The organism is Actinoplanes sp. CA-051413 (genome assembly GCF_050955795.1).
Lineage (GTDB): Bacteria > Actinomycetota > Actinomycetes > Mycobacteriales > Micromonosporaceae > Actinoplanes.
In genome coordinates, this window is record NZ_CP192100.1 from 4,022,984 (window position 1) to 4,046,563 (window position 23,580).

22 protein-coding genes are annotated in these 23,580 nt (G+C 72.6%); 9 read left to right on the forward strand and 13 right to left on the reverse strand.

Annotated elements, in window-relative coordinates; genetic code table 11:
* Nucleotides 1-292: 292 nt before the first annotated feature.
* The 3 genes from ACQP2Y_RS18785 to ACQP2Y_RS18795 are packed head-to-tail and all read left to right on the forward strand — an operon-like array spanning nucleotide 293 to nucleotide 3,709.
* Nucleotides 293-892 carry a DUF4956 domain-containing protein gene (locus ACQP2Y_RS18785; protein WP_433729953.1) on the forward strand — a complete coding sequence of 200 codons (600 nt, stop codon included), beginning with the start codon at nucleotides 293-295 and terminating at the stop codon, nucleotides 890-892.
* The gene (locus ACQP2Y_RS18790) at nucleotides 889-1,677 is read left to right on the forward strand and encodes a polyphosphate polymerase domain-containing protein (RefSeq protein ID WP_433729955.1); all 789 of its coding nucleotides are present in this window, start codon (nucleotides 889-891) and stop codon (nucleotides 1,675-1,677) included. Before ACQP2Y_RS18785 ends, ACQP2Y_RS18790 begins: the two co-directional genes overlap by 4 nt.
* Complete coding sequence (locus ACQP2Y_RS18795; RefSeq protein ID WP_433729957.1) at nucleotides 1,670-3,709, forward strand: CotH kinase family protein; 2,040 nt, start codon at nucleotides 1,670-1,672, stop codon at nucleotides 3,707-3,709. Before ACQP2Y_RS18790 ends, ACQP2Y_RS18795 begins: the two co-directional genes overlap by 8 nt.
* Before the next feature lie 19 nt (nucleotides 3,710-3,728).
* Here the strand turns inward: ACQP2Y_RS18795 and ACQP2Y_RS18800 are convergent, their stop codons facing one another.
* The 4 genes from ACQP2Y_RS18800 to ACQP2Y_RS18815 form a co-directional block, all read right to left on the reverse strand.
* Nucleotides 3,729-4,943 carry an NAD(P)/FAD-dependent oxidoreductase gene (locus ACQP2Y_RS18800; RefSeq protein ID WP_433729959.1) on the reverse strand — a complete coding sequence of 405 codons (1,215 nt, stop codon included), beginning with the start codon at nucleotides 4,941-4,943 and terminating at the stop codon, nucleotides 3,729-3,731.
* A 72-nt stretch (nucleotides 4,944-5,015) separates the two neighbouring features.
* Complete coding sequence (locus tag ACQP2Y_RS18805; RefSeq protein ID WP_433729961.1) at nucleotides 5,016-7,493, reverse strand: alkaline phosphatase D family protein; 2,478 nt, start codon at nucleotides 7,491-7,493, stop codon at nucleotides 5,016-5,018.
* Between the two features lie 19 nt (nucleotides 7,494-7,512).
* On the reverse strand, nucleotides 7,513-8,106 hold the full coding sequence (locus ACQP2Y_RS18810; protein ID WP_433729963.1) for a hypothetical protein: 594 nt from the start codon (nucleotides 8,104-8,106) through the stop codon (nucleotides 7,513-7,515).
* A complete protein-coding gene (locus tag ACQP2Y_RS18815; RefSeq protein WP_433729965.1) occupies nucleotides 8,081-8,260 on the reverse strand; it encodes a hypothetical protein in 180 nt (59 codons plus the stop codon). Before ACQP2Y_RS18815 ends, ACQP2Y_RS18810 begins: the two co-directional genes overlap by 26 nt.
* Before the next feature lie 178 nt (nucleotides 8,261-8,438).
* Between ACQP2Y_RS18815 and ACQP2Y_RS18820 the strand changes: the two genes are divergently transcribed.
* From ACQP2Y_RS18820 to ACQP2Y_RS18835, 4 genes are read left to right on the forward strand one after another with little or no spacing between them, the layout of a single operon-like run.
* Nucleotides 8,439-8,954 (forward strand): sigma-70 family RNA polymerase sigma factor, encoded by a 516-nt coding sequence (locus ACQP2Y_RS18820; protein ID WP_433729967.1) that lies wholly within the window; start codon nucleotides 8,439-8,441, stop codon nucleotides 8,952-8,954.
* Entirely contained in the window at nucleotides 8,938-10,017 is a 1,080-nt protein-coding gene (locus ACQP2Y_RS18825; protein WP_433729969.1) for a hypothetical protein, read from the forward strand. The genes ACQP2Y_RS18820 and ACQP2Y_RS18825 overlap by 17 nt, the downstream gene beginning before the upstream one ends.
* The gene (locus tag ACQP2Y_RS18830; RefSeq protein WP_433729971.1) at nucleotides 10,014-10,985 is read left to right on the forward strand and encodes an ABC transporter ATP-binding protein; all 972 of its coding nucleotides are present in this window, start codon (nucleotides 10,014-10,016) and stop codon (nucleotides 10,983-10,985) included. Before ACQP2Y_RS18825 ends, ACQP2Y_RS18830 begins: the two co-directional genes overlap by 4 nt.
* On the forward strand, nucleotides 10,982-11,824 hold the full coding sequence (locus ACQP2Y_RS18835) for an ABC transporter permease (protein ID WP_433729973.1): 843 nt from the start codon (nucleotides 10,982-10,984) through the stop codon (nucleotides 11,822-11,824). Before ACQP2Y_RS18830 ends, ACQP2Y_RS18835 begins: the two co-directional genes overlap by 4 nt.
* 18 nt (nucleotides 11,825-11,842) lie before the next feature.
* On the opposite strand, the gene ACQP2Y_RS18840 is transcribed toward ACQP2Y_RS18835, so the two are convergent.
* The 6 genes from ACQP2Y_RS18840 to ACQP2Y_RS18865 form a co-directional block, all read right to left on the reverse strand.
* Entirely contained in the window at nucleotides 11,843-12,817 is a 975-nt protein-coding gene (locus tag ACQP2Y_RS18840; protein ID WP_433729975.1) for an ABC transporter substrate-binding protein, read from the reverse strand.
* Nucleotides 12,818-12,820: 3 nt separating this feature from the next.
* Complete coding sequence (locus tag ACQP2Y_RS18845; RefSeq protein ID WP_433729977.1) at nucleotides 12,821-13,198, reverse strand: 4Fe-4S dicluster domain-containing protein; 378 nt, start codon at nucleotides 13,196-13,198, stop codon at nucleotides 12,821-12,823.
* Nucleotides 13,195-14,805 (reverse strand): FAD-dependent oxidoreductase, encoded by a 1,611-nt coding sequence (locus tag ACQP2Y_RS18850; protein WP_433729979.1) that lies wholly within the window; start codon nucleotides 14,803-14,805, stop codon nucleotides 13,195-13,197. Before ACQP2Y_RS18850 ends, ACQP2Y_RS18845 begins: the two co-directional genes overlap by 4 nt.
* On the reverse strand, nucleotides 14,802-15,569 hold the full coding sequence (locus ACQP2Y_RS18855; protein ID WP_433729981.1) for an ABC transporter ATP-binding protein: 768 nt from the start codon (nucleotides 15,567-15,569) through the stop codon (nucleotides 14,802-14,804). The genes ACQP2Y_RS18850 and ACQP2Y_RS18855 overlap by 4 nt, the downstream gene beginning before the upstream one ends.
* A gap of 2 nt (nucleotides 15,570-15,571) precedes the next feature.
* Nucleotides 15,572-16,435 carry an ABC transporter permease gene (locus ACQP2Y_RS18860; protein ID WP_433729983.1) on the reverse strand — a complete coding sequence of 288 codons (864 nt, stop codon included), beginning with the start codon at nucleotides 16,433-16,435 and terminating at the stop codon, nucleotides 15,572-15,574.
* A gap of 421 nt (nucleotides 16,436-16,856) precedes the next feature.
* A complete protein-coding gene (locus ACQP2Y_RS18865; protein ID WP_433729985.1) occupies nucleotides 16,857-18,548 on the reverse strand; it encodes a methyl-accepting chemotaxis protein in 1,692 nt (563 codons plus the stop codon).
* Nucleotides 18,549-18,812: 264 nt separating this feature from the next.
* Between ACQP2Y_RS18865 and ACQP2Y_RS18870 the strand changes: the two genes are divergently transcribed.
* Together ACQP2Y_RS18870 and ACQP2Y_RS18875 are read left to right on the forward strand one after the other, a co-directional pair.
* Entirely contained in the window at nucleotides 18,813-19,829 is a 1,017-nt protein-coding gene (locus ACQP2Y_RS18870) for a sensor histidine kinase (RefSeq protein WP_433729987.1), read from the forward strand.
* A 53-nt stretch (nucleotides 19,830-19,882) separates the two neighbouring features.
* Entirely contained in the window at nucleotides 19,883-20,497 is a 615-nt protein-coding gene (locus ACQP2Y_RS18875; RefSeq protein WP_433729989.1) for a DedA family protein, read from the forward strand.
* A gap of 6 nt (nucleotides 20,498-20,503) precedes the next feature.
* Here ACQP2Y_RS18875 and ACQP2Y_RS18880 read toward each other — a convergent pair whose 3' ends face one another.
* The 3 genes from ACQP2Y_RS18880 to ACQP2Y_RS18890 are packed head-to-tail and all read right to left on the reverse strand — an operon-like array spanning nucleotide 20,504 to nucleotide 23,579.
* On the reverse strand, nucleotides 20,504-20,887 hold the full coding sequence (locus ACQP2Y_RS18880; RefSeq protein WP_433729991.1) for a VOC family protein: 384 nt from the start codon (nucleotides 20,885-20,887) through the stop codon (nucleotides 20,504-20,506).
* The gene (locus tag ACQP2Y_RS18885) at nucleotides 20,884-21,639 is read right to left on the reverse strand and encodes an ArsR family transcriptional regulator (RefSeq protein WP_433729993.1); all 756 of its coding nucleotides are present in this window, start codon (nucleotides 21,637-21,639) and stop codon (nucleotides 20,884-20,886) included. Before ACQP2Y_RS18885 ends, ACQP2Y_RS18880 begins: the two co-directional genes overlap by 4 nt.
* Nucleotides 21,640-21,659: 20 nt before the next feature.
* Nucleotides 21,660-23,579, reverse strand: coding sequence for a response regulator (locus tag ACQP2Y_RS18890; RefSeq protein WP_433729995.1), 1,920 nt, complete (start codon nucleotides 23,577-23,579; stop codon nucleotides 21,660-21,662).
* Nucleotide 23,580 lies beyond the last annotated feature (1 nt).

Sequence of the window (23,580 nt, forward strand, 5' to 3'; positions counted from 1 at the left end):
GTGCTCGCAGGTTAGAAAAGGAACGCGGTAAAGGCAATGACGTCGGTCAATATATGGGAGCGCTCCCAGGCTATGGGACGGAAAGTCCGCTGTCCCGAAACTTCCAGCGCCGGAAGCCGATCACCCGGACGCGCGTCCACGCAGGTAAAGCGCTCATTTAGCGAACAAATCGCCACGGTTAAGCCCAGGTTAACATTGACATGTGTCGAATGGCGGTTTTAGTCTGCGGGCCAAGTTCCGGTCTTGTTCCGGAACTTTCGTCTCGTTCCGCCGCTCGGAGGAGGACCGGAGCATGTCCGCATTCGTCTTGCTCGGGGCCGAGGTGCTGGCCGTCACCGTGCTCGTGCTCGGGTTGTACTTCCCCCGGCACCGGCGCCGGGACCTGATGGTGGCCTACTTCGGTGTCAACATCGGGGTGCTGGCCGTGGCCGACGCGCTGCGCACCACCGGCTCCGGCGCCGGGCTGGGCCTGGGCTTCGCGCTGTTCGGCGTGCTGTCGATCATCCGGCTGCGCTCGACCGAACTGGACCAGCACGAGGTCGCGTACTTCTTCTCCGCGCTCGCGCTCGGCCTGCTGGGCGCGCTCGACACCGTCTCGATCTGGCGCAACATCGCCCTGATGGGCCTGATCCTGACCGTCATGGCGATCGTCGACAACCGGCGGGTGTTCAGCCGGTACGAGCACCAGACGGTCGTGCTGGACTCCGTGGTCACCAATCGCGAGGAGCTGATCGGCCTGCTCGAGCACCTGCTCGACGGCAAGGTGCACTCCGCGCGCCCGCTGCGCGTGGACCTGATCAACGACTCCACGGTGGTCGATGTGCGGTACGCCCGTACCTCGTCCAGAGCGGTGGCGCCGGTGAGCCCGGCCGCGTACGCGGCGCGACGGTGACCACGGTCATGGACTTCGCCGCTCTGGACACGCTGCCCCGGATCGGCCTGGCCGACCTGGAGGAGCGTGCCGCCCTGCAGACCCGCGTCGACCGCAAGTACGTCATGCCCCTCGCCGCCGCCGGCCTGCTGCTGGAGACGCTCGCGCCGCACGCCGTGGCGCTGGAGATCAACGGGATCCGGCAGTTCGCGTACGAGTCGCTCTATTTCGACACCCCCGAGCTCAGCGGCTTCCACCGGACCGCGCACCGGCACCGCCGCCGGTTCAAGGTCCGCACCCGCACGTACGTCGACTCCGGCAGCTGCTGGCTGGAGGTGAAGGTGCCCGGCCCACGCGGCAGCACGGTCAAGTACCGGGCCCCGCACGACCGCGAGCAGCAGCACACCGTGGCGGCCGGGCGCGCCTTCGTCGACGACGTCTTCGGCCGCCACGGTCTGCCGGCCGGCGACCACGTCGTCCTCGCTTCGGCGCTGCGTACCGAATATCTGCGTTTCACGTTGCTGCTGGCCGACACCGACAGCCGGGTCACCGTCGACACCGCCCTGCGGTGGAGCACCGACGGCGACGAGGTGCGGCTGTCGGGGACGGCGATCGTGGAGACCAAGACCGGTTCGGCCGCCTCCCGCGCGGACCGGGAGCTGTGGCGCCGGGGCCACCGTCCCGTCGCCTTCTCCAAGTACGCCACCGGACTGGCCGCCCTCCGCCCGGATCTTCCGGCGGCGCCCTGGCGGCGGGTGCTCCGGCGACACTTCACCGCTGCGAGAGAGGAACTGGTCCATGGCTAGGCGGATACCGAAGGTCCTCGGCGCACTCATCGCTCTGTGCGTCGTCACCCCGCTCGCCCTCACTGTCAGCGCCCGGGCCGAAGCGGGCCGCTCGCCGAATGCCGCCGCACCGGCGGCCGCGGCGCCGGACGAGCTGACCGGCGACATCACGTTCTCGGTGCCGAGCGGCACCTTCCAGGGGTCGGTCTCGGTGGCGCTGAGCACCACGATCGCCGGCGCCGAGATCCGGTACACCACGGACGGCCGGCCGCCGGCCGCCACGTCCACCGCCTACCCCGGCCGGGCCCTGAGCCTGACCGGGACCACCCAGCTGCGGGCCCAGGCCTTCGTCAACGGTACGGCCACCGGCGCCCCCGGCACCGCGATGTACGTGGCCCGATCGTTCGACGCCCAGCACGACCTGCCGCTGATGCTCATCGACGACTACGGCAAGGGCAAGCCCGGACGCGACTACGTGGACGCCGCCGCCATGGTCTTCGACACCGCGGGTGGGCGTACCTCTCTCGCCGCGGCCCCGGCCGTCGCCTCCCGGGCCGGTATCCACCTGCGCGGGCAGTCCTCGGCCACGTTCGACAAGGCGCCCTACCGGCTGGAGCTGCGCGACAACGCCGACGACGACGCGGATCTGCCCCTGCTGGGCATGCCGGCCGACTCGGACTGGGTGCTGCGCGGGCCGTTCAGCGACAAGTCGCTGATCCGCGAGGCGCTGGTCTACGACCTCGGCCGGGAGATGGGCCTGGCGACGCAGCGGTACCGCTTCGTCGAGCTCTACCTCAACGTCGACTCCGCGCCGGTCGCCGCCGCCGACTACCAGGGCGTCTACATGCTGGTGGAGACGATCAAGAACAGCAAGGACCGGCTCGACCTCAAGCAGCTCAAGGAGGCCGACACCACCCTGCCCAAGATCAGCGGTGGCTACATCTTCAAGTTCGAGTGGCTGGCCGCCGAGGAACCCACCCTGACCTGTACGGGGCCGGCCGCGACCTGCTGGAACTACCTCGAGGTCGAGGACCCGTCGCCGCTGAACGCCCAACAGAAGTCCTGGCTGACGCAGTATCTGCAGCAGTTCCACGACATGCTGCACAGCTCCCGGTTCGCCGATCCACAGACCGGCTATCGCAGCTGGATCGACACCAAGTCCTGGGTCAACCTGGTGATCCTCAACGAGTTCAGCCGCGAGATGGACTCCTACCTGCGCAGCACGTACTTCTACAAGGACCGGGAGGGCCCGATCGTGGCCGGGCCGCTGTGGGACTACGACCTGACCTTCGGCACCGGCGGCTTCTTCGGCAACGAGCAGACCGCCGGCTGGCAGTACCAGCAGACCCGCTCGCCGCAGGCCAACGACTGGTTCCAGATCCTGCTGACCGATCCCGCGTTCCAGAACGACCTCAAGGTTCGCTGGCAGGCACTGCGCCGCGGCCTGCTCTCCGACGCCTCGCTCAACGCCCGCGTCGACGCGCTCAGCACCCCGCTGACCGCGGCGGCCCAGCGCAACTTCCAGCGGTGGCCCAACCTGAGCTCCCGGATGGTCGGCCCGTTCGTCACCGACACGTCCGCGACCTGGGCCGGCCAGGTCCAGGTCATGCGCAGCTGGATGACCCGGCGCGCCGCCTGGCTCGACGGCCCGACCGCCTGGGGCGGCGCCACCACCTCGCCGTCGCCGACCCCGTCGGCCCCCTCCCCGTCCCCGTCGAACCCGGTGCCGCCGACCACGCCGCCGCCGGCGGGCGCCGGCTGCACGGCGGCCTACACCTCGGCCGGTCAGTGGGCCGGCGGCTTCCAAGGAGAGGTACGCGTCAGCGCCGGCACCACCGCCATCAGAAGCTGGGCCGTCACCCTGACCTTCGCCAACGGCCAGCGGATCAGCCAGGCCTGGAACGCGGTGCTGTCCACCAGCGGTGCCGCATTGACCGCCCGCAACGAGAGCTACAACGGCGCTCTCGCCGCCGCGGCCAGCACCACCTTCGGCTTCGTCGGCACCTGGACCGGCACCAACACCCCACCGGCGGTGACCTGCACCGCGACCTGACCGGTTCACCCACCGGCGGTCAGGTCTGCGCCGCCTGGCTCATGATGCGGCCGATGTTGTCGGGTGCGAAGAACTCCGCCGGTGGCGTGGCGCCCGAGTTCACCCGGGCGAAGGCGTCCATCGCCTCCTGGTTGCCCTGTACGGCCGTGAGCAGCTGCACCATCTGCGGGTCCGGTGGCTGCAGCGAGGCGATCTGCGCGGTCATCTCGTACATCGGCAGCACCCGCTCGTCACGGGTCGACCAGTAGTCGCCCATCGCCTCGGCGTACGGCCGGGCGCCGCCCAGCGCCTGGTCGAGCGCGTCGGCGCAGAGCTCGGCGTCGTGGAAGGCGTCCGTGATGCCCTGAGCGGTGATGAAGTCCCGGTTGTAGCCGGCGTCGCCGACCAGCGCCCAGCCCGGACCGAACGGCGTGCGGAAGTAGTTCGGCACCGACGTGCCCACGAACCGGCTCTCCCGCTTGGCGTCGGCGAGCCGCTCGGCGAAAGTGGGCGCCAGCGCGAACGTCTCCCGCAGGGTGCCCTCGATGTCGTTGCGGTGCTCGGCCAGTTCCGCGTACGGCCAGCCGCCGATGACCATGGTGAGGTCGTCGTGGGTCGGGCAGACGGCCCAGCCGCGCCCGGTCCGGCTGTAGATCTCGAACGTGCCGTCGGTCGGCAGGTTGCTCCAGTACGAGTAGTAGCCGCAGGTCAGCGGCGGGAGCTCGTGATACTGCCGGGGCTGCACAGCCTTGGCGACCACCGAGTTGCGCCCGTCGGCCCCGACGACCACCCGGGCCCGCTCCACCACTTGGGAGCCGCCAGCGTCACGTCCGCGGATCTCGGCCGGCTCACCGTCGGCGACCCGCACCTCCTCCACGGTGAACCCCTCGCGGACCTCCGCGCCGGCGGCCGCGGCGGCGTCGAGCAGGATCTTGTCGAGCACGGTCCGCCGCGGCGCGTACGCCACGGGGGAGTGCTCGGTCCCGGGCGCACCGGCCAGCGTGACCGGCCCGAAGTCGAACGTGTACCGGGAGATCGGCGGGCAGCCCGTGGCCGTGACCTGCTCCAGCAGCCCCCACCGGCGCAGCGCGTCGACGCCCGGCGGATGGATGAAGTGGGTGGACACGGTGTCGCTCGGAAACGTCGCCCGGTCCACCACCAGCACCCGGTAGCCCCGGCGGGCCAGCAGCATCGCGACGGGAGACCCCGCACACCGTGCACCGACAACAATCACGTCGTACGCCTGATCCGGCATTTATCTCCCCCTCCGGACCATCATGCTGGGCGGCTCCGGCCAATGTCGACAGACCGTCCGAGGGAAATCCGGCTAGGAGACGGAGAGTTCGACGATGCGGGACTGGTCGTCGATGCCGTTCGCGGCGTGGGTGACGATGCGCACGGCGGTGCTGGACTGACTCAGGAAGGTGCTGGTCACCGTCCGGGCGGTGTTGCCGCGTACCTCGGCGACCGTGCGCCAGCCGGCGTGGGTGGCGAGCTGGACGTCCCAGTCGCGCAGGCCGTACCGGGCGGTGGGGTACTGCGGTGAGTCGACCGTGGTGACGGTGACCCGGGTCAGCTGCTGGAGGCGGGACCAGGTGAGTGCGTACCAGTCGGGCCACTGCCGGCCGGTGCCGTCCGCCCAGCCGGTGCCGGCGCCCCAGTGGGCCGGGTCGGCGTCACCGTCGACCGCGCCGCACACCGGGAAGCCGGTCCTCGACGACGAGGCGGTGACCTGCGCCGCGGATCGGGCCAGGTCGGTGGTCGGCCGGGCCGGTGACACTGCGACCGGTACGGCGGCCCGCTGCGCCCCGCTGGCCACCCGCACGGTGTAGGTGCCGGTGGGCGTTCCGGCCGGGGCGCTGACTGCCACCGGCACGGTACGGGTGTAACCGGCCGGCAGCCACGTCGAGATCAGCCGCCGGGGCAGATGCAGGGCTTCGGGTGCGGTGAGGACGGCGTCGGCGTAGACCGGAGTCCGGCCGCTGTTGGTCAGGCGTACCAGGAGCTGCCCGCCGTTGCACTGCCCGGTGGTGATCGGCAGGGTCGCGGGACCAACCGACAGCCGCACGCCAGTGCGGGGCGGGCCGGAGGTGGCGGGCGCCGGGCCGCAGACCGCGGTGACGACGACGGCGAGCAGGGCGGTGGCACGGTGTGCCCGGGTGCGGTCCATGGTTGTCCTCAGGCCGGGGCTCAGGCCCGGGCGGTCGCGGTGGGATACGAACGAGGCCCGGGTGGTGACGGGCGCGCCGGGGCGGTTGATGTAGGGCAGTGTCCGGTAGTCGGCGCGCAGGGTGTTACGGGTCAGCGTGCAGCGCACGTAGCCACGCTGGGCGTTGGCGAAGAGCAGGTGCGGGCTGTCCCGCCGCTGCTGGTCCAGGACCGGCGTGCTGTCCGTACCGTTGCCGCCGCTGGAGACGGACGTGCCGACCAGTTCCACCGCCACGGCCGGCGATTGCGGCCGGGCGAAGTCCGGGCGCAGGTCGGCCGCGTAGTTGAAGTGGATGTCGCCGGTGAGGACGACGGTGCCGGGGACCCGGCCGGCCGTCCGCAGGATCCGGTCGCGATCGGCCCGGTAGCCGTCCCACTTGTCCATGTCGAGCAGGGGCGGATCCGCGCCGTAGCGGCACTCGGCCATCATCACCTGCTGGGCCAGGAGGTTCCAGCGGGCGCCTCCCCGCTGCATGCCGTCGAGCAGCCAGCTGCGCTGGGCCGCGCCGAGCAGGGTGCGGCGAGGGTCGTCGCGCTGCGCGCAGTCGGCCCGCAGCCCGTCGCCGCAGGCCTGGTCCGAGCGGTACTGCCGGGTGTCGAGGACGTGCGCCTCGGCGAGATCGCCGAACCGCAGCCGGCGATGCAGCCGCAGGCCCGCGCCGGATGGTTGCTGCGGGCGGCGCAGGGGCTGGTTCTCCCAGTACGCGCGGTAGGCGTTGGCCCGCTGCACGAGGAAGTCCCGGGCCGGGATGTCGAAGCGAGGTACCCCGGCGGCGTAGTTGTCCTGCACCTCGTGGTCGTCCCAGGTCAGCACCCACGGGACGGCGGCGTGCGCGGCTTGGAGGTCCGGATCCGTGCGGTACAGCGCGTACCGCATCCGGTAGAGGTCGAGGGTGTCGACCGGCAACTCGAACGTGTCCGGCAGGTGGAGCCCGGGGTCCAGCCGGTTGCCGCCGGTGCTGGTGACGGCGTTCTCGTAGATGTAGTCGCCGAGGAAGAAGACCACGTCGAGGTCCTCCGCGGCCAGGTGCCGGTACGCGGTGAAGTACCCGTCGCCGTAGGCCTGGCAGGACGCGACCCCGAACCGCAGGGCCTGCGGGGAGGCGGAAACGGCGGGTGCGGTACGCGTACGGCCGGCCGGGCTGAGGTGCGCCCCGGTGCGGAACCGGTAGTGGTAGTCCCGGCCGGGCCGCAGGCCGCGCACGTCGACGTGGACCGAGTGGCCGTACTCGGCCCGCGCGGTCGCCGTGCCGGAGCGCACCACCTGCCGGAACGCCGCGTCCTCGGCCACCTGCCACTGCACGGGGTAGCCGGCGAACGGCAGCCCGCCCATGGGTTCCAGCGGCCGCGGCGCGAGCCTGGTCCACAGCACCACGCCGTCGGGCAGCGGATCACCCGAAGCGACCCCGAGCGTGAACGGGTTCTGCCGGAGCGGCACGGCTGCCGTCGCGGCCGAGGCGGCCACCGGGGTGAGCGCCACTGTCAGCGCAGCGCCGCCGAGGGCGAACAGGCCACGCCGGGGCAACGCTCCGAGCCGGGTGGCGGGAGCGGGCCGGTGCGGTGGCAGCATGGGCGGCTCCTGACGGCTGCTGGGCATGATCGCCACCAGCTCAACGTCACCGGCCACCCCGCGGATACGCCCCGCTCACGTCCTCGCCCGGCGACCGCAGGCGCTGGATGCGCGCTCGCAGGGCCCGCTGGAGGAGCACGGGGAAGACGTGCAGGAATACCGTGAGGCCGGACAACCAGGCGACGGCGTCCCAGGCACCGGCCGCGGCCGCCACGACCGACACCGCGGTCACCACAACCGCGACCACGAGGTGGCCGCATTCCGCTGAACGGGTCTGCCTGTCCAGCACCGCGAGCGACTCCCGGGTGCCGGTGAAGCCACGGCCGCCGCGCATCAGCCGCTCCCAGCCGATCGCGCGCAGCAGCCGCAGGTACCACCACGCGCCGAGCCGGCGGTACACGGCCGGCTCCCGGTCGCGGACCCGGAAATAGCTGCTGGTCAGGCGCGGCCGCGCGGCGTCCAGGACGCCGGAGATCCAGCCCATCAGCAGGAAGTGCAGCACCCAGGCGAAGGCCGGTCCGCGGTAACCGAACGCGGTGCCGGTCGCCCAGGCGACGCCGGCCACGACGGCGCCCCCGCCCAGGGCGACGGCGACGGTGCGGGACGTCCGGCCGCTAGTCGTCGTCCCCGTCGTCGTCATCGTCGTCGTCCTGCTCGCCGCCGGGGCAGCCGGTGAGCGTCAGCAGCCCGCCCACAGCGCCGGCCGCCAGCAGCGCCCGGCCGAAGAAGGCCCGCCGGCCGATCGCGGCGCCGGCGTCCGGGTCGTCCCGCGTGTCCGTCTTTGTGTCATCCATGCCGGCATTCTCGCAGTGTCCCGGCCCGGCCGGGAAGTCCTGCGCCGCGAAGCCCGACCGGACACGATCGAGGTGGGGGCGGATCCGGGTGTCACATCCGCGGCACCGGCGGTGCTCTGTAGATGTGGAGCAAGATGTGAAGCTCGTCAGGCCAGCCGGGCGGGAGGGTGGCGGGGCAGTGTCGACTCCTTCGGTACGGGGTGCCGTGCGAGCCGACCTCGAACAGGTCTTCCGCAGCGCCTATCCGCGGGTCGTCGCGGTCGCCGCCCGGGTCCTCGGTTCGCGGGACGAGGCCGAGGACGTGGCGCAGGAGGTGTTCCTGACCTTCGGGCGCTCAGCGGTGCCGGCCGGAGAAGCGGTGGGCTGGCTGTCCGTCGCCGCGGCGCACACTGCGCTCAACCACCTGCGCTCCAGCCGCCGACGGGCCGCCCGAGAGGAGGCCGCCGGTGACGACGCCGTCTGGCCCGATGTCGCCGACACCGTCGTGACCCTCGAGGAGCGCCGCCGGGTGCGCTCGGCGCTGGCCCGGCTCCCTCGCAAGCACGCCGTTGCCCTGGTGCTGCGGCACAGCGGCCTCAGCTACGCCGAGGTGGCGGCCGCCCTGGATCTTTCCCCCGGCAGCGTGGGCACCACCGTGCGGCGCGCCGAATCCGCCCTACGCAAGGAGTTGAACCGTCATGCGTCATCCGACTGACGGCACGCTGCGCCGGCTGCTGGACGAGCCGGCCGGCGTCGCCGACGCCGATCGTGAGCACGTCGCCGGTTGCCCGGCCTGCCGGTCCGGGCTGGCCACCGTCGAGCGGGACGCGCAGCTGACCCGGGCGGCGCTGGACGCCGACGTCACCGTGGACGTGGACGCGGGGTGGTCCCGGCTGTCGCAGGCGGTCGCCGCCGACAAGCCCCACCGGCAGCCGGCCGTCACCTCGCGGTGGCGCAGTGCGCTGCGCAAGCCGGTGGTAGCCGCCTTCGCCGCCGTCGCTCTGCTGGGCGGGGCCAGCGCCGCGGCCGCCGCCGACTGGCTGGAGATCTTCCGGACCGAGCAGCTCGCCCCGGTCACGCTCACCCAGGCCGACCTGGTCGCCCTGCCCGACCTGGACGCGTACGGCAAGGTAGAGATCACCCAGGAGGTGAAGGTCCGTCAGGTCGCCGACGCCGACGCCGCGGAGAAGGCCTCGGGGCTCGCCGTCCCGCGGGTGCGCGAGCTGCCCCGGGGCGTGACGGGACAACCGGCGTACCAGGTCGGTGGGCGGGTGAACGCGGTGTTCACCTTCTCCGTGGACAAGGCGGCCCGGACCGCCGCCGCGGCGGGCAAGACGCTGCCGCCGCCTCCCGCGGGTCTCGACGGCAGCCAGTTCCGGTTGAGCGCCGGTCCGGGCGTCGCCGGGGTCTGGTCCGAGGCGCGGGGCGTACCGGCGCTGATCGTGGCCCGGGTCGTCGCACCCACCGCCTACTCCGCGGGGATCCCGTTCCGGACGGCCGTGGACTACCTGCTGTCCCTGCCGGGTCTGCCCGCGAGCGTCGCGTCGCAGCTGCGCGGCTACACCGGCGATGCGACCACGCTGCCGCTGCCGGTGAACTCCCAGTACCTCACCAGCTCGGCCACCGATGTCGGAGGCACGCCGGCCACGGTGCTGGCCTCCCGGGACGGCCTGATCACGGCCGTGGTCTGGGTCAAGGACGGCGTCGTCACCGCGGTGGCCGGCTCGTTGAGCGCCGACGAGGTGGTCTCGGTGGCCCGCGGGCTGGGGCAGCGGTGACCACCGAACCCGCGGTCACCGCCGAGCGGGTGCTCGCCGACCTGCCGCCCACGCCGGCGGTGTGGTGCTCCGGCCTGCGCAAGCGCTACCGCAAGCAGACCGCGGTCGACGACGTGTCCTTCACCGTGGGCCGCGGCGAGGTGCTCGGCCTGCTGGGACCCAACGGCGCCGGCAAGACCAGCGTCATCAAGATCCTGCTCGGCCTGGTCCGGCCGGACGCGGGGGAGGTGCTGCTGCTCGGCCGCCCGGGTACGGACCCGCAGTCCCGCGCCCGCGTCGGCTACCTGCCGGAGCTGTTCCGCTACCAGCCCTGGCTCAGCGCCGCCGAGGTGCTCGCCCTGCACGTGCGGCTCGCCGGTGCCGCGGTGCCGGTGCGGGAACAGCGCGAGAGCCTGGCCCTGGTCGGTCTGGCCGACCGCGCCGGGGACCGGGTCGGTGGCTTCTCCAAGGGCATGCAGCAGCGCCTCGGGCTGGCCGTCGCGCTGGTGGCCCGCCCGGAGCTGGTGCTGCTCGACGAGCCGACCAGCGCGCTGGACCCGATCGGCCGGGCCGACGTGCGGGACCTGCTGCTCTCCCTCAAGGAACGGCGGGTCGCCGTGCTGCTCAACTCGCACCTCATCGGCGAGGTCGAGCGGGTCTGCGACCGGGTCGTCATCCTCGACAAGGGACGCGTGGCGGCGTCCGGCACGCTGGCCGAGCTGCTCGGTCAGCGGGAGCTGCGGTTGCGGCTCGACGAGGTCAGCGCCCAGGCGGAGGCTCGTCTGGCCGCCGCCGGGCACCTGACCCGCAGCGGCGACTCGTACACGGTCACGCTGCCGGCCGACCAGAGCGCCACGATGGTGCCCGACCTGGTGGCCGAACTGGTCCACCTCGGGGTCCGCGTGCACGCCGTCGAACCGGCCCGGATCAGCCTGGAAGAACGACTGCTGGACATCCTGCGCGCCGGCACCGGAGGGGACCACCGATGATCGCCCGTACCGTCCTGACCCTGGCCGTCCTCACGCTGCAGGAGGCCCTGCGCCGGCGGGTGCTGCGCTCGCTCGTCGTGATGACGGTCGTGCTGCTGTCGCTGAGCGCCTGGGGGTTCTACCGGCTGGACTCGGAGTTCGGCACGCTCACCACCGGGGAGGCCCGGATCGCCGCCTCCACGGTGCTCAACCTGGTGATGTTCGGCCTGAGCCTGATCGCCGCGCTCGGTACGGCGTTCCTGGCCGGTCCCACCCTGGCCGGGGAGATCGAGTCCGGGATCGCGCTGGCCGTCATGACCCGGCCGGTACGCCGCTCGGCGGTCCTGCTCGGCAAGTGGCTGGGCCTGGTCGCCTTCGGCAGCGGCTTCGTGGTCGTGGCCGGGCTCGGTCAGCTCCTCATCGTCCGGATCACCGTGGGCTACTGGCCCCCGCAACCAGCCACCGGCCTGGCGCTGTTGGCGGCGCAGACCACGGTGCTGCTGACCCTGGGCCTGCTGCTGTCCACCGTGATCTCCCCGATGGCGTCGGGCATCGTGGCGGTCGGCCTCTTCGGCGCCACCTGGATCGCCGGCGTGGTCGGCATGGTGGGCGAGGCGTTCGGCAACGAGGGCATGGCCAGCGTCGGCACGGTGTCGCGGATGGTGCTGCCGACCGACGGCCTGTGGCGCGGGGCGATGCACGCGTTCCAGCACCCGGCCCTGTCGCAGTTCCCGGCGTTCGAGGACTCGCCGTTCCTGAGCGTGGCCCCGCTCACCGCCACCTACCTGGCCTGGGCGGCCCTGTGGGTGGCGGTGGTGCTGGGCCTGTCCGCCCTGGCCTTCCAGCGCCGCGACCTGTGAGCGGCGCTGGAAGGGAGCTCAGGGATGGGCCACGATCCAGTCGTCGAGGTTGAAGTCGGTACGGATGAACTTCTGCTCCACCAGGAACTGCTTGGTCCCCTTGAGCAGCGCCAGCCCCTCGGGCGTGAAGGGCTCCGCCGGCCACTGGTCGGCGTGGGTCGAGGCCTCCACGATCTTCGGCGGGAAGCCGTTGATGCTCACCGTGTACGCCAGGAAGCCCGGCCAGTCCGCCTTGGCCTTGGTGGTGGCGTCGCGCTGGGCCTGCTGCCACGCGGATACGATGCCCGGCTCGGCCTTGAGGAACTTCTCGGTGACCACTGTGGAGCTGGTGCCCAGGTACTGCCGGTGGTCCTTGGAGGCCAGGGTGATCAGCGGGTAGCCCTTGGCCTTCAACGCCTCCACGTTCGCGATCGGTACGGCCGCGGCGTCCACGTCCCCGCGTTCCAGCGCCGCCTCGACGTCCGCGCTGTAGATGTGGATGACCTCGGCCGGCTTGACGCCCGCGTCGCCGAGCGCGCCGAGCAGGTAGCGGTGGATGTACGAGCCGGTCTGCACCGCCACCTTCTTGCCGGCCAGCCCGGCGAGTGAGGTCGGGCCGCCGGACTTCTTGGCCAGGATGCCGGCGTCCAGGTTGATCTGGGACTGGGCGATCAGCCGGGTGGGCTGCTTGGCGCCCCGGGCCACCAGGGCCGGGGTGTCGCCGTACGTGGCCAGGTCGAGCTCGCCGGCGGCCAGCGCCTGGTTGAGGTCGGGGCCGTTCGGGAAGGTGACGACCTTGACGCCGCTGACGCCGAGCGAGGACAGCGCCGGCACGAGGCCGTTCTTGCTGTTGAGGTAGCCGACCGGGCCGGACAGCTTGTTGCCGTTGCCGATCGCGCCGATGCGCAGGGTGAAGGTGTCACCGGGGCCGGCGGCCTCGGACGGCTCGCCACCGCAGCCGGCCAGCGCCAGCAGCGCGGCGGTGGCGACGGCCAGCAGGGTTCTCGTACGCATCGGTCATTCTCCTTGGGCGGGAACGGGAGCGGGTGCGGGGGTGATCCGGGCGCGGCCCAGTTCGGGGCCGACGGCGGTCCGGGCGCCGGACTTGCGGCCACGGCCCCAGCCGAGCTCCTTGCGGTAGCTGCCGAGCAGGCCGGTGTCCGTGACGTGGTCCTCGTCGCGCAGCGGCGAGTCCGGTGGTGCGGGGTGGGTGAGCGGGGCGACGAACAGGGCGTCGGCCGGGCAGTGCGCCTCGCACATGAAGCAGGTCTGGCAGTCGCCCTGCCGGGCGATGACCGGCACGCCGTCGGCGCCACGGTCGAAGACGTTGGTCGGGCACACCGCGATGCACACGTCGCAGGTGACGCACCGGGAAGCCGAGACGACCTCGATCATGACGCCACCGCCAGTTCCGGGCGCGGGGCCAGCAGCGACTCGGGACGGACCCACAGCTCGTCGAGGCCGCCGACCGTGAGCCGGCGGTGCTGGGCCGGATCGAGGTCCGGGAACTCCTGGCGCCGGGCCATGCCGCGGCTCTCGGTCCGGGCCAGCGCGCTGGTGTACATCCACCGGGCGTGGGCGACCATCGCCGCGGCCTGCCGCAGCCGGGGCGTGCCGGCCGGGTCGGCGCTCGCACCCGCCCGCAGCCGCTGCCACAGCTCATCCAGTTCGGTCAACGCGGGCCGCAACCGGTCGCCGTGCCGCAGGTAGTTCTTGTCGTACGGGTGCACCTGCCGGCGCAGCACGTCCTGCGCCTCGGCCCACGGGTCGCCGTCGAAGGGCCGCCCGCCGGTGGGCCGGACCGCGACGCCGCCGGCCCCGGTGAGGCGCCGCTTGGCCGCCGAGCTGCCCAGCGCCACGGCGAAACGGGCCGCGCCGCCGCCGGCCCAGGTGCCCGAGGACATCGCCCACGCCGAGTTGTGACTGCCGCCGCCGGTGAAACCACCACAGATCAGCTCGCGGGTGGCCGCGTCGCCGGCGGCGTACAGGCCGGGGACGCTGGTGGCGCAGTCGTCGTCGACGATCTGGATGCCGCCGGTGCCGCGTACGGTGCCTTCCAGCAGCAGGGTGACCGGGAACTTGTCGGTGAACGGGTTGATGCCGAGCCGGTCGAAGGTGAGGAAGAAGTTAGGCTGACCCGTACGCATGAGGGCCTGCTGCTCCGGCGTCGCGTGGTCGATCTGGCACAGCACCGTGCCGGTGCGCAGCAACTCCTTGGCGATCACCGAGCGCCCGCCCTGGCTGCCGGCCCCGGCCAGCGGGGTGCCGTCGCCGTGGAAGAACGTGGCGAAGCCGTAGTAGGCCGTCTTGGTCACCGAGGTGAAGGCCGGGGCGATGGCGTACGAGTTGGAGAACTCCATGCCGGACATCGCCGCCCCGGCCTCGGCGGCGTAGAGGGCGCCGTCACCGGTGGCGACGTCGCAGCCCAGCGCCTTGGACAGGAACGCGCAGCCGCCGGTGGCCAGCACCACCGCGGAGGCGCGGACCCGGTAGTCGGTGTTGTGCTGGCGGCGGTGGCCGCGTACCCCGGCGACCGTGCCCGTGGCGTCGACCAGCAGCTCGGTGACCGGGCTGTGGTCCAGGATCCGCACCCCGGCCCGCTTGATCCAGGACCGCATCCGGCGCATGTACTCCGGCCCCTGCAGGCCGCGCTTGTGCGCGACGCCGTCGACGACGGGGAACGGGTAGCGCGCCTCGGCCTCGAGGCGGTTCATGTTCTCGTAGGTCTGGTCCAGGACGCGGGCCATCCAGCGGCGGTCCTGCAGGTGGCCGCCGAGCGCCTCGCGGCTGGCCATCGCCTTCTCGCGGGCGGCGGGTTCGGGCTGGACGTACCAGACGCCGGTGCCGCCGGAGGCGGTCGGGCCGGAGGTCCCGCAGTAGCCCTTGTCGAGCAGCAGGACGTCGGCCCCGGCCGCGGCGGCGGTCAGCGCCGCCCAGGTGCCGGCGGGGCCGCCGCCGACGATGACGACGTCGGCGGTCAGGTCGAGGGCGGTCGTGGTCATGGCTTCTCCTCGGGTACGGATTCGTCGGTCGGCAGGTCGGCGTTGACCCCGAGGGCACGCAGCAGGGCGCGGCGCAGGGCGAGCAGCCGCGGGTTGTCGAGGGCCCGCGGGCGCGGCACGTCGACGATGAACTCCTCGGCGATGCGCCCGTCGCGCAGGACCAGGGCCCGGTCGGCGAGCAGCAGGGCCTCCTCGACGTCGTGGGTGACGAGCAGGACGGCCGGCCGGTGCTCGGTCCAGAGCTTGGCCACCAGGGCCTGGGCCTTGATCCGGGTGAGCGCGTCGAGGGCCCCGAACGGTTCGTCGAGCAACAGCAGTTCGGGGGTACGCACCAGGGCCCGGGCCAGGGCGACCCGCTGGGACTCGCCGCCGGACAGGGTCCGTGGCCAGGCGTCGGCCCGCGCGGCCAGCCCGACCTCGGTGAGGGCGTGCAGCGCGCGGCCGCGCAGATCGGGCCCGCGGACGCCGAGGGTGACGTTGCGCCACACCCTGCTCCACGGCATGAGCCGGTGCTCCTGGAAGACGATGGCGCGCCGGTCGGGCACCCGGAACTGCCCGGTGGCCCCGCGGTCGAGCCCGGCCACGGCCCGCAGCAGGGTGCTCTTGCCGGAGCCGCTGGCCCCGAGCAGGGCGACGAACTCGCCGGGGGCGATGTCGAGGTCGGCGCCGGCGAGCACGACCCGGCCGTCGAAGGCCCGGCGCGCACCGCGGACGCGGACGGCGGCGGTTTCGGCGCCGGGGACGGCAGTCGTGGTGGCGGTCATGCTCACTCTCCCGCGAAGCCGCGGCGCCAGGCCAGCGCGCGGCGCTCGATGAGGCGGACGAACAGGTCGGTGGCCAGCCCCAGCAAGGCGTAGATGACCAGGACCACGAAGATCACATCGGTCCGCAGGAACTCGCGGGCGTCGTTCATCAGGAACCCGACCCCGGCCGTGGTGGCGGTCTGCTCGGCGACCACGAGGCTGAGCCAGCCCAGCCCGAGGGCCTGGCGCAGTCCGACCAGGATCTGCGGGAGCGCACCGGGCAGGATCACCCGCAGGATCAGGCCCAGCCGGCCCACCCCGCAGGACCGGGCGGACTCGACCAGCCGCTCGTCGACGCCGCGGATGCCGTGCAGCACGTTGAGGTAGAGCGGGAAGATCGGCCCGATGGCGATCAGCACGATCTTCGACGTTTCGCCGATGCCGAACCAGATGATGAAGATCGGTACGAGCGCCAGGTGCGGCAGCATCCGCAGCGACTGCAGGGGCCCGTCGACGAGGTCCTCGGCCAGGCGCAGCAGCCCGGCGGCGAGCCCGAGCAGCAGGCCTGCGCTGAGCCCGATGGCCAGTCCTTTGGCGACCCGGGTGAGCGAGACGCCGAGGTGGTGGGCCAGTTCGCCGCTGGCGATCAGCTCGCGCGCGGCGGTGATGACGTCGGTCGGTGACGGGGTGGTGGTGCCGAGCCAGCCGGCGCCCGCACCGACCTGCCAGAGGACCAGGACGGTGAGCAGGCCGGTGGCCTTGCGGGCGGGGGTGAGCCGGCGGGCGACGCGGCGCCAGCGGGCCGGCGCCGCCGGGGCGTCGTCCGGCTGGTCGGTGCGGACCGGTCCGGCGGCGATGCCGGTGCGGTCGAGGACGGATGAGGACATGGCGACTCCTTCGCGCCACACGCGGGCGGAGGGCGCCCGGGTGGGTCGTCGACGGGGATCGTGCGGAGTGGACCCGGCGGTGCCGGGGTGGCGTGGTGCGGGCCGGTCGACCGGCGGTGGTCAGCTCCGGCGGCAGCGGCCGCGGGAGGACGTCCAGTCGCGGCAGCAACCTCGCGACACTGCGAGTGCGGTGCCGGCGAGGCGGATCCCCTGGCTGGTCATGCACCGATCCTTAGTCCTCAAATCCTATATGTCAACTAGGGTTTTGATCCGTGGGACCGGAAATGGCCGTGGCCCGCCCCCGCACGTGCGGGGACGGGCCACGGCCGATGGCGGCACCGGGAGGTGCCGGGGCGGGCTCCGGCCGGTGGCGGCACCGGAGTGGGCCGGGCGCCTCGGGCCGACAGCGGCAGCGGGACGGTCAGTGGCGGGTGACGAGTCCCTCGAGGCGGTCGATGGCCGCACTCACCTCGGCGGTGAGGCCGGCCACGGTGGCGGCCTGCTCGGTGGTCATCAGCTCGGCGTCGGCGGTGGTGTGGTCGATGTCGGTGATGGTGGCGCTCATCGTGGTCATGATCTCCACCACGGCCGTGACGTGCTCGTTGAGCTCGCCGAGCGTCGCGGTGATGGTCTCGGTGGACTCGGCGGTGGTGGCGGCCAGCGTCTTGACTTCGTTGGCCACCACGGCGAAGCCCCGCCCGGCGACCCCGGCCCGGGCCGCCTCGATGGTGGCGTTCAGGGCGAGCAGGTTGGTCTGGCGGGCGATGCCGCCGATGAACCGCGCGACCTCGTCGACCTTCTGCAGGCTCTCGTGCAGCGTTCCGACGGCCCGGCTGGCCTCGCTGTTGTTGCTCAGCAGGTGACTCGCCGCCGTCCGGGCGTCGCGTACCCGGTCGTCGATCTGGCTCGCCGCGATCCCGACCGTGCCGGCCCGGGCGGAGACGTCCGCCAGTTGTTGCGCGACCACGGTGGAGGTCTCGGTGACCAGCTGCCGGGCCTGCTCCCGGGTCTCCCGCTCGGCGGCGTTCTGCCGTTCGTGGGTCTCCTCCAACTCCCGCTGGCGCTGCTCCTGTTCGGACTGCAGCAACCGGTCGCGGCTGCTGATCGTGTCCAGCATGGCGTCGATGGCCCGGCCCAGCGCGGCGATGTCGTCGTCGCCGGTCGCGCCGATCCGCAGGTCGTGGTCGCCGGACGCGACGATCTGCTCGGTCGTGCGGCGCAGCGGGCGCACCCGCCGGCGTACCGCCCGCCGGGTCGAGACGGTCATCAGCACGACCAGCAGCAGCGTGGCCACGGCGATGAGGACGAACAGCTTGCCGGCGGTGCTGGTCGCGGCCGCGTGGATCGGGCGGTCGCGGACCGACTCCAGGACCAGGGTCTGCCCGTCCACGGTGGTGATGCTCGCGTTGAGGGCGATGCTGTCGGCGTTCAGGACGCTGGTGCGTACTTCGACGGGGCCGAGCAGGCTGGTCACCGTCGGCTGGGCCACGCCGTCGTCGCGGCGCTGGGCCACAACCTCGGTGGTCAGGTCGATGTCCGCGCTGAGCGTCCGGAGCCGGTCGGGGGAGAGCCGCTTGAGCAGGACGAGACCACCGGACGGGGTGCCCTCGCCGCTGCTCGGGTACGCGGCCACACCGCACGAGAGGTACATCGCGTCGGCGGAGACGACGCCGCAGCGGGCGGCGCCCGGCTTGCCGGCCGGGTCGTAGAGCCGGCTCAGGAGTGCGGGCTCGGTCAGCTGCGGCGCCGGGGCCCCGAAGCCGGCCGCGTCGCTGAGATACCCGCCCGCGATCAGCTCGCCGGTGGGGGAGACGCCCAGCAGGCCGTCGAGGTCGCTCACCGCGTGCGTCGCGTCCGGCGGGAAGTCCTCGGCGAAGCCGGCCCGGTCCGCCTCCTGGAGATCCTGGTAGCTGTCGTCCCAGACGGCGTTGGTCGCCCCGAACGCGGTGAGCAGCCGGGCCTGACCGTCCAGGCCGATCCGGATGCGGTCGGCGTCCTGGGCCACCTGCCGCGCCTCCAACGCGTCGAACGCACCGGTGGTGACCTGCTGCAACACCAGGAACCCGAGACCACAACCGACCAGGGCACCCAGCACGGGCCCGAAATGTCTCACCTTTACGCGCATACGAGTCTGGTCGGCGTCGTGGCGGCGGAGATGAGTGTGACGGTGCTGACAGGGCGGCACCTGTCCTAGAATGTCCGTATCGTCTCACGTTCGAAAGCTCGCCTGCTCGGTAGCGGGCCGCGCGCCGCCGCCCTGCAGGTCGCGGCGCTGTTCGCGCTCTCCGGGCTGCTCGCGCTGGTCGGCATCACCAACGACACCCGCCGGGCCGGCGACCTGCTGATCATCGCGGCGGCGGACCTGGCCCTGGCCGCGGTGATCACGCCGCTGCCCTGGCACCGCTGGCGGCCGGGGACGCCCGCGTTGCTCGCCCTGCCCGCCTTCGCCGTCCTCGGCTTCTCGACGTGGGCGTTCGGTGGCATGGCCGCCGGTACGGGCCCGTTCCTGGTGCTCATCTTCGCGTGGGCGGCGCTGCACTACTCACGCCGGCTGCTGCTCGCGCTCGTCGGGCCGGCGCTGGTGGCGTACGTGGCCCCGCTGATCCTCACCGGCCAGCCGCCGGCCATCCTCGGCTCGGCGGCGGTGCTGCTGCCCGTCGCCCTCGGCATCGCCTTCCTGATCGAGGCCCAGGCCCGCTACCTGCGCGAGGACCGGGCCCGGATCGCCCAGATCGAACGCTGGCGGGCGGCCCTGGTGGCCGCGCTGGCCCACGACGTGCGCTCGCCGCTGACCACGGTGCAGATGGTCCTGGAGGAGCTGCGCGACGAGCCGGGCGACAGCGCCGGCGACCTGATCGAGCGGGCGCTGCGGCAGGTCGCCCGGATCACCCACCTCACCGCCGGGCTGCTCGACCTCGACCGGATCGACTCGCAGGGCCGGCTCAACCTCGACCTGCGGCCCTGGCCGGTCCGCGAGGTGGTGTCCGCGGCCGTCGCCCACCTGGGCCGCGACGACGTCGTGGTCGATGTCGATCCCGCGCTCGTGCTGGCCATGGACCGGGACCGGTTCGAGCAGATCGTGGTCAACCTGGTCGGCAACGGCCTGCGCCACGGCAAGCCGCCGGTGGTGGTCCGGGTGACCGAGAACGGCGGCACCGGGACGCTGGTGATCCGGGACCACGGTCCGGGCGTACCCGAGGCGGCGCAGTCCCGGCTGTTCACCCGCTTCGGCAGCGAGAACCCCGGCAGCATCGGCCTCGGTCTGTGGATCGTCGCCCAGCTCGCGCAGGCCCACGGCGGCGAGGCCCACTACGAGCCCGCCGACCCCGGCGCCCGGATGGTCGTCACCTGGCCGGTGCGTCACATCGCGTGTACGCCGGATGCGAGCGGGTAGCTTGCCGGGCGTCCGGGTCACGAATCCCGGGCCGGACGACTGGAGATGTGCCGATGGTGCTCGACCCGGAGTGGCTCATCTCCACCTTCGGCCTGATCGGCATCCTGGCCGTGGTCTTCGCCGAATCAGGCCTGCTGATCGGCTTCTTCCTGCCGGGTGACTCGCTGCTGTTCACCGCCGGCCTGCTCATCGCCGGCGGCACCTACCTGCACCTGCCGTTGTGGCTGATGTGCCTGCTGGTATCGGTCGCCGCGGTGGCGGGCGACCAGACCGGCTACGCCTTCGGCCGCCGGTTCGGACCGGCGCTGTTCCGGCGGCCCGACTCCCGGCTGTTCAAGCAGGAGAACCTGGCCCGGGCCAGGGACTTCTTCCGGCGGTACGGGGCCCGCTCGATCGTCCTGGCCCGCTTCGTACCGATCGTGCGCACCTTCACGCCGGTGGTGGCCGGCGCGAGCCATATGCGGTACCGCACGTTCCTGACCTTCAACATCGTCGGCGGGACGCTGTGGGGCTGCGGTGTGACGACGCTCGGCTACTTTCTCGGCCAGATCGCCTTCGTCCGCGACAACGTCGAGTTCATCCTGATCGGCATCGTGGTGGTGTCGGTGCTGCCGGTCGTCGTCGAGCTGCTGCGCGGACGGCGCCGCAGCCGCCGAACGCCGGCGTAGCATTCGTCAGTGCTGCGCCGGCTGGAACAGCTCGATCAGATTGCCGGCCGGGTCGGTGAGCAGGATCTGCCGGCCGCCCGGGCCGCTGACCAGGTCGCTGCGGAAGGACACCCCCTGGTCGCGGAGGCGGGTGATCTCGGCGTCCAGGTCCTCGACGATCAGGTGGATGCGATTGCGTCCGGCGGTGGACGCGTCGTCGGGGGTGGCGCGGGCGCCCGAGCTGGCCGGGCCGGACAGCAGCAGGCGCAGCGGGCCTCGCACGATGTCGGCGAAGGCGGGGGCCGCGCTGGTGTTCACGGTGAAGCCCAGCTGGGTGGTGTAGAAATCGATGGCCCGCTGGACGTCGTCGACGAGGTAGCGGACGCTGGCGTACTGCTCGGGTGCGGTCACGGCTGAGCTCCTTCGATCCGGGATGCGGTCAGGACGGGCAGCAGGTGCCTGATGCGGGTGTCGAGGGCGGCCGCGGTGTGCGCGAAGGCGTGCCCGGGGTCGCCCGAGGTGGCGGGGTCGGGGATGCTCCAGTGCATCCGCCGGGGGCGGCCGGGCAGTTCCGGGCAGGCCTCGCGGGCCTTGTCGCACACGCTGATCACGAAGTCGAACCGGTGACCGGTCAACGTGTCGAAATGCCGGGGACGGCGGTCGCCGAGGTCGATGCCGAAGTCGTGGCGCAGCACCCGTACGGCATCGGGGTGCAGCTCGGTCTTGGGCCGGATGCCGGCGCTGGCCACCTCGATCCGGCCACTGGTGCGGTGTCGCAGCAGGGCCTCGGCGATCGGTGAGCGGGCGCTGTTGCCCGTGCAGATGAAGAGCACGCCGCCGCCGGTGGGCAGCTCGGCCGGGGACTGCTGCCGCAGCGCCGGGTGCAGGGCGGCGGCAGTGCCGGAGAGCGCGGCCGCGCAGTGATCGAGGTCGAGGTGGTAGTAGCTGTCGCGGCCGTCGAAGCTGCTGCGGGAGGCGGTGACCAGGCCGCCGTCGCGCAGCAGCCGCAGGTGGTAGGAGACCAGGTTCTGCGGCTCGCCGATCAGGTCGACGAGCTCGCGGACCCGGTGGTCGCTGCCGGCGAGCGCGGTGAGCAGCCGCCAGCGCAGCGGATGGGCGGCCAGCCGCACGAACGCCGGAGGATCCTGACTCTTCGCTCCCACGAGGAGCAGATTACATCAAATCATTTTGATGGAGTAGCCCGGGAGAGCAGCTGGTGCAGCTCGCGCAGCAGCGTTTCCGTCTCGAACGGCTTGCGGATCAGGGGGGCGTCCTCGGGCAGCTCGTGCCCGCCCGGGGTGGGGCCGTTGGTGTAGCCGGACATGAACAGCACCGGCAGGTCCGGGCGGGTCTGGCGGAGCTCGGCGGCCAGCCGGGTGCCGGACATGCCCGGCATGATGATGTCGGTCAGCAGCGCGTCGACCACGAAGGAATCGTCGACGCACATTTTCAGCGCCTGCTGCGGGTCGCCGGCCGCGTGCACCTGGTAGCCCGCCTTGACCAGGGTGCGGCAGACGATGTCGCGGACGGCGTCCTCGTCCTCGACCACCAGGATCCACTCGCCGCTGCCGGCGGCCCGGGTGCCGGCCACGCTGGTGCTCTCCGGTGCGGCCGTCGCGCTGGCCGGCAGGCAGACGCGCAACGTGGTGCCGACCCCCGGCCGTGACTCGAGGCTTATCGTGCCGCCCGCCTCGGTCACCGTCCCGTACGCCGTGGACAGGCCCAGGCCGGTGCCCTGACCGCGGCCCTTGGTGGTGTAGAACGGCTCGAACGCGCGGGCCGCCACCTCCGGCGTCATGCCGCAGCCGGTGTCGGTGATGGTCAGGTTGACCGTGGGCACCTCGGCGCCGTACGCGACCCCCGTGACGATGCTCAGCTTGCCGCCCGCCGGCATCGCCGCGCGCGAGTTCACCAGCGCGTTCATGAGGACCTGTTCGAGTTTGCTGCGGTCCATGGTGACCGCCGGCAGTCCCGGGGCCAGGCTCGTGGTGACCTCGATGTCCTCGCCCAGGGTGCGGCTCAGCAGCCGCTGCATGTCGGTGACGACGGCGTTGACGTCGAGGACCTCCGGCTGCGACGGTTCCAGCCGGCTGAAGATCAGCAGCTGCCGGGTGAGCCCGCTGCCGCGTACGGCGGCCTGTTTGATGCCGTCCAGGTCGGCCCGGCCGGGGTGTTCCGCCGCCAGTTCCTCGTTGAGCATGTCGGCGTACCCGGCGATCACGGCCAGCAGGTTGTTGAAGTCGTGGGCGATGCCGCCGGCCAGCTGGCCCAGCGAGTCGAGGCGTTCCGCCTGGCGCAGCTGCCGTTCCAGCTCCGCGCGTTCCTGCTCGGCGGTGACCCGCTCGGTGATGTCGCGCAGGATGCCCTCCACCGCCACCGGCCGGCCCTCGTCGTCGAGGATCGCGACGGCCCGCTGCTCGGTCCACACGACCTCGCCCGAGGACCGGTGCCAGCGCACGGTCAGGGTGCCGGGATGGGCCGAGCGCCAGGACTGCTCGATGACCGGCCGGTCCTCCGGCTCGATGATCCGGAAGATGAGTCCCGGGTCGGCGTAGAACTGCTCGGGCGTGTACCCGGTGACCGACTCCACGGCCGGGCTGAGGTACTCCATCGCCGGCTCGGGGACACCGCGGTAGCGGAAGATGATGTCCTGCGCGTGCTCGGCCAGCAGGCGGAACCGTTCCTCGCTGTCGCGCAGTGCCGCCTCGGCCCGGCGTCGCTGCCGCCGGTCGCCGGCCTCCCGCAGTTCCCGCTGCACGGCGGGGCCGAGCCGGGAGAGCCGGTCTTTGAGCACGAAGTCGCGTACCCCGGCGCGCATCAGCGCCGCGGCCATCTCCTCGCCCACCTGGCCGGACACCAGGATGAACGGGATGTCCGCGTCGCAGGCGCGGATCTGGTCCAGCGCGTCCTCGGCCCGGAAGCCGGGCATGTTGTAGTCGGAGATGACGACGTCGGGGACCTGCTCGTCGAGGGCGGCGGCGACGCCGGCCGCGGTGTCGGCGCGCGCGTGGGTGATCGCCAGCCCGGCCTTCTTGAGCTGCCGGACGATCAGCAGGGCGTCGTCCGGGCTGTCGTCGATGACGAGGACGTGGATGTCTCCCATG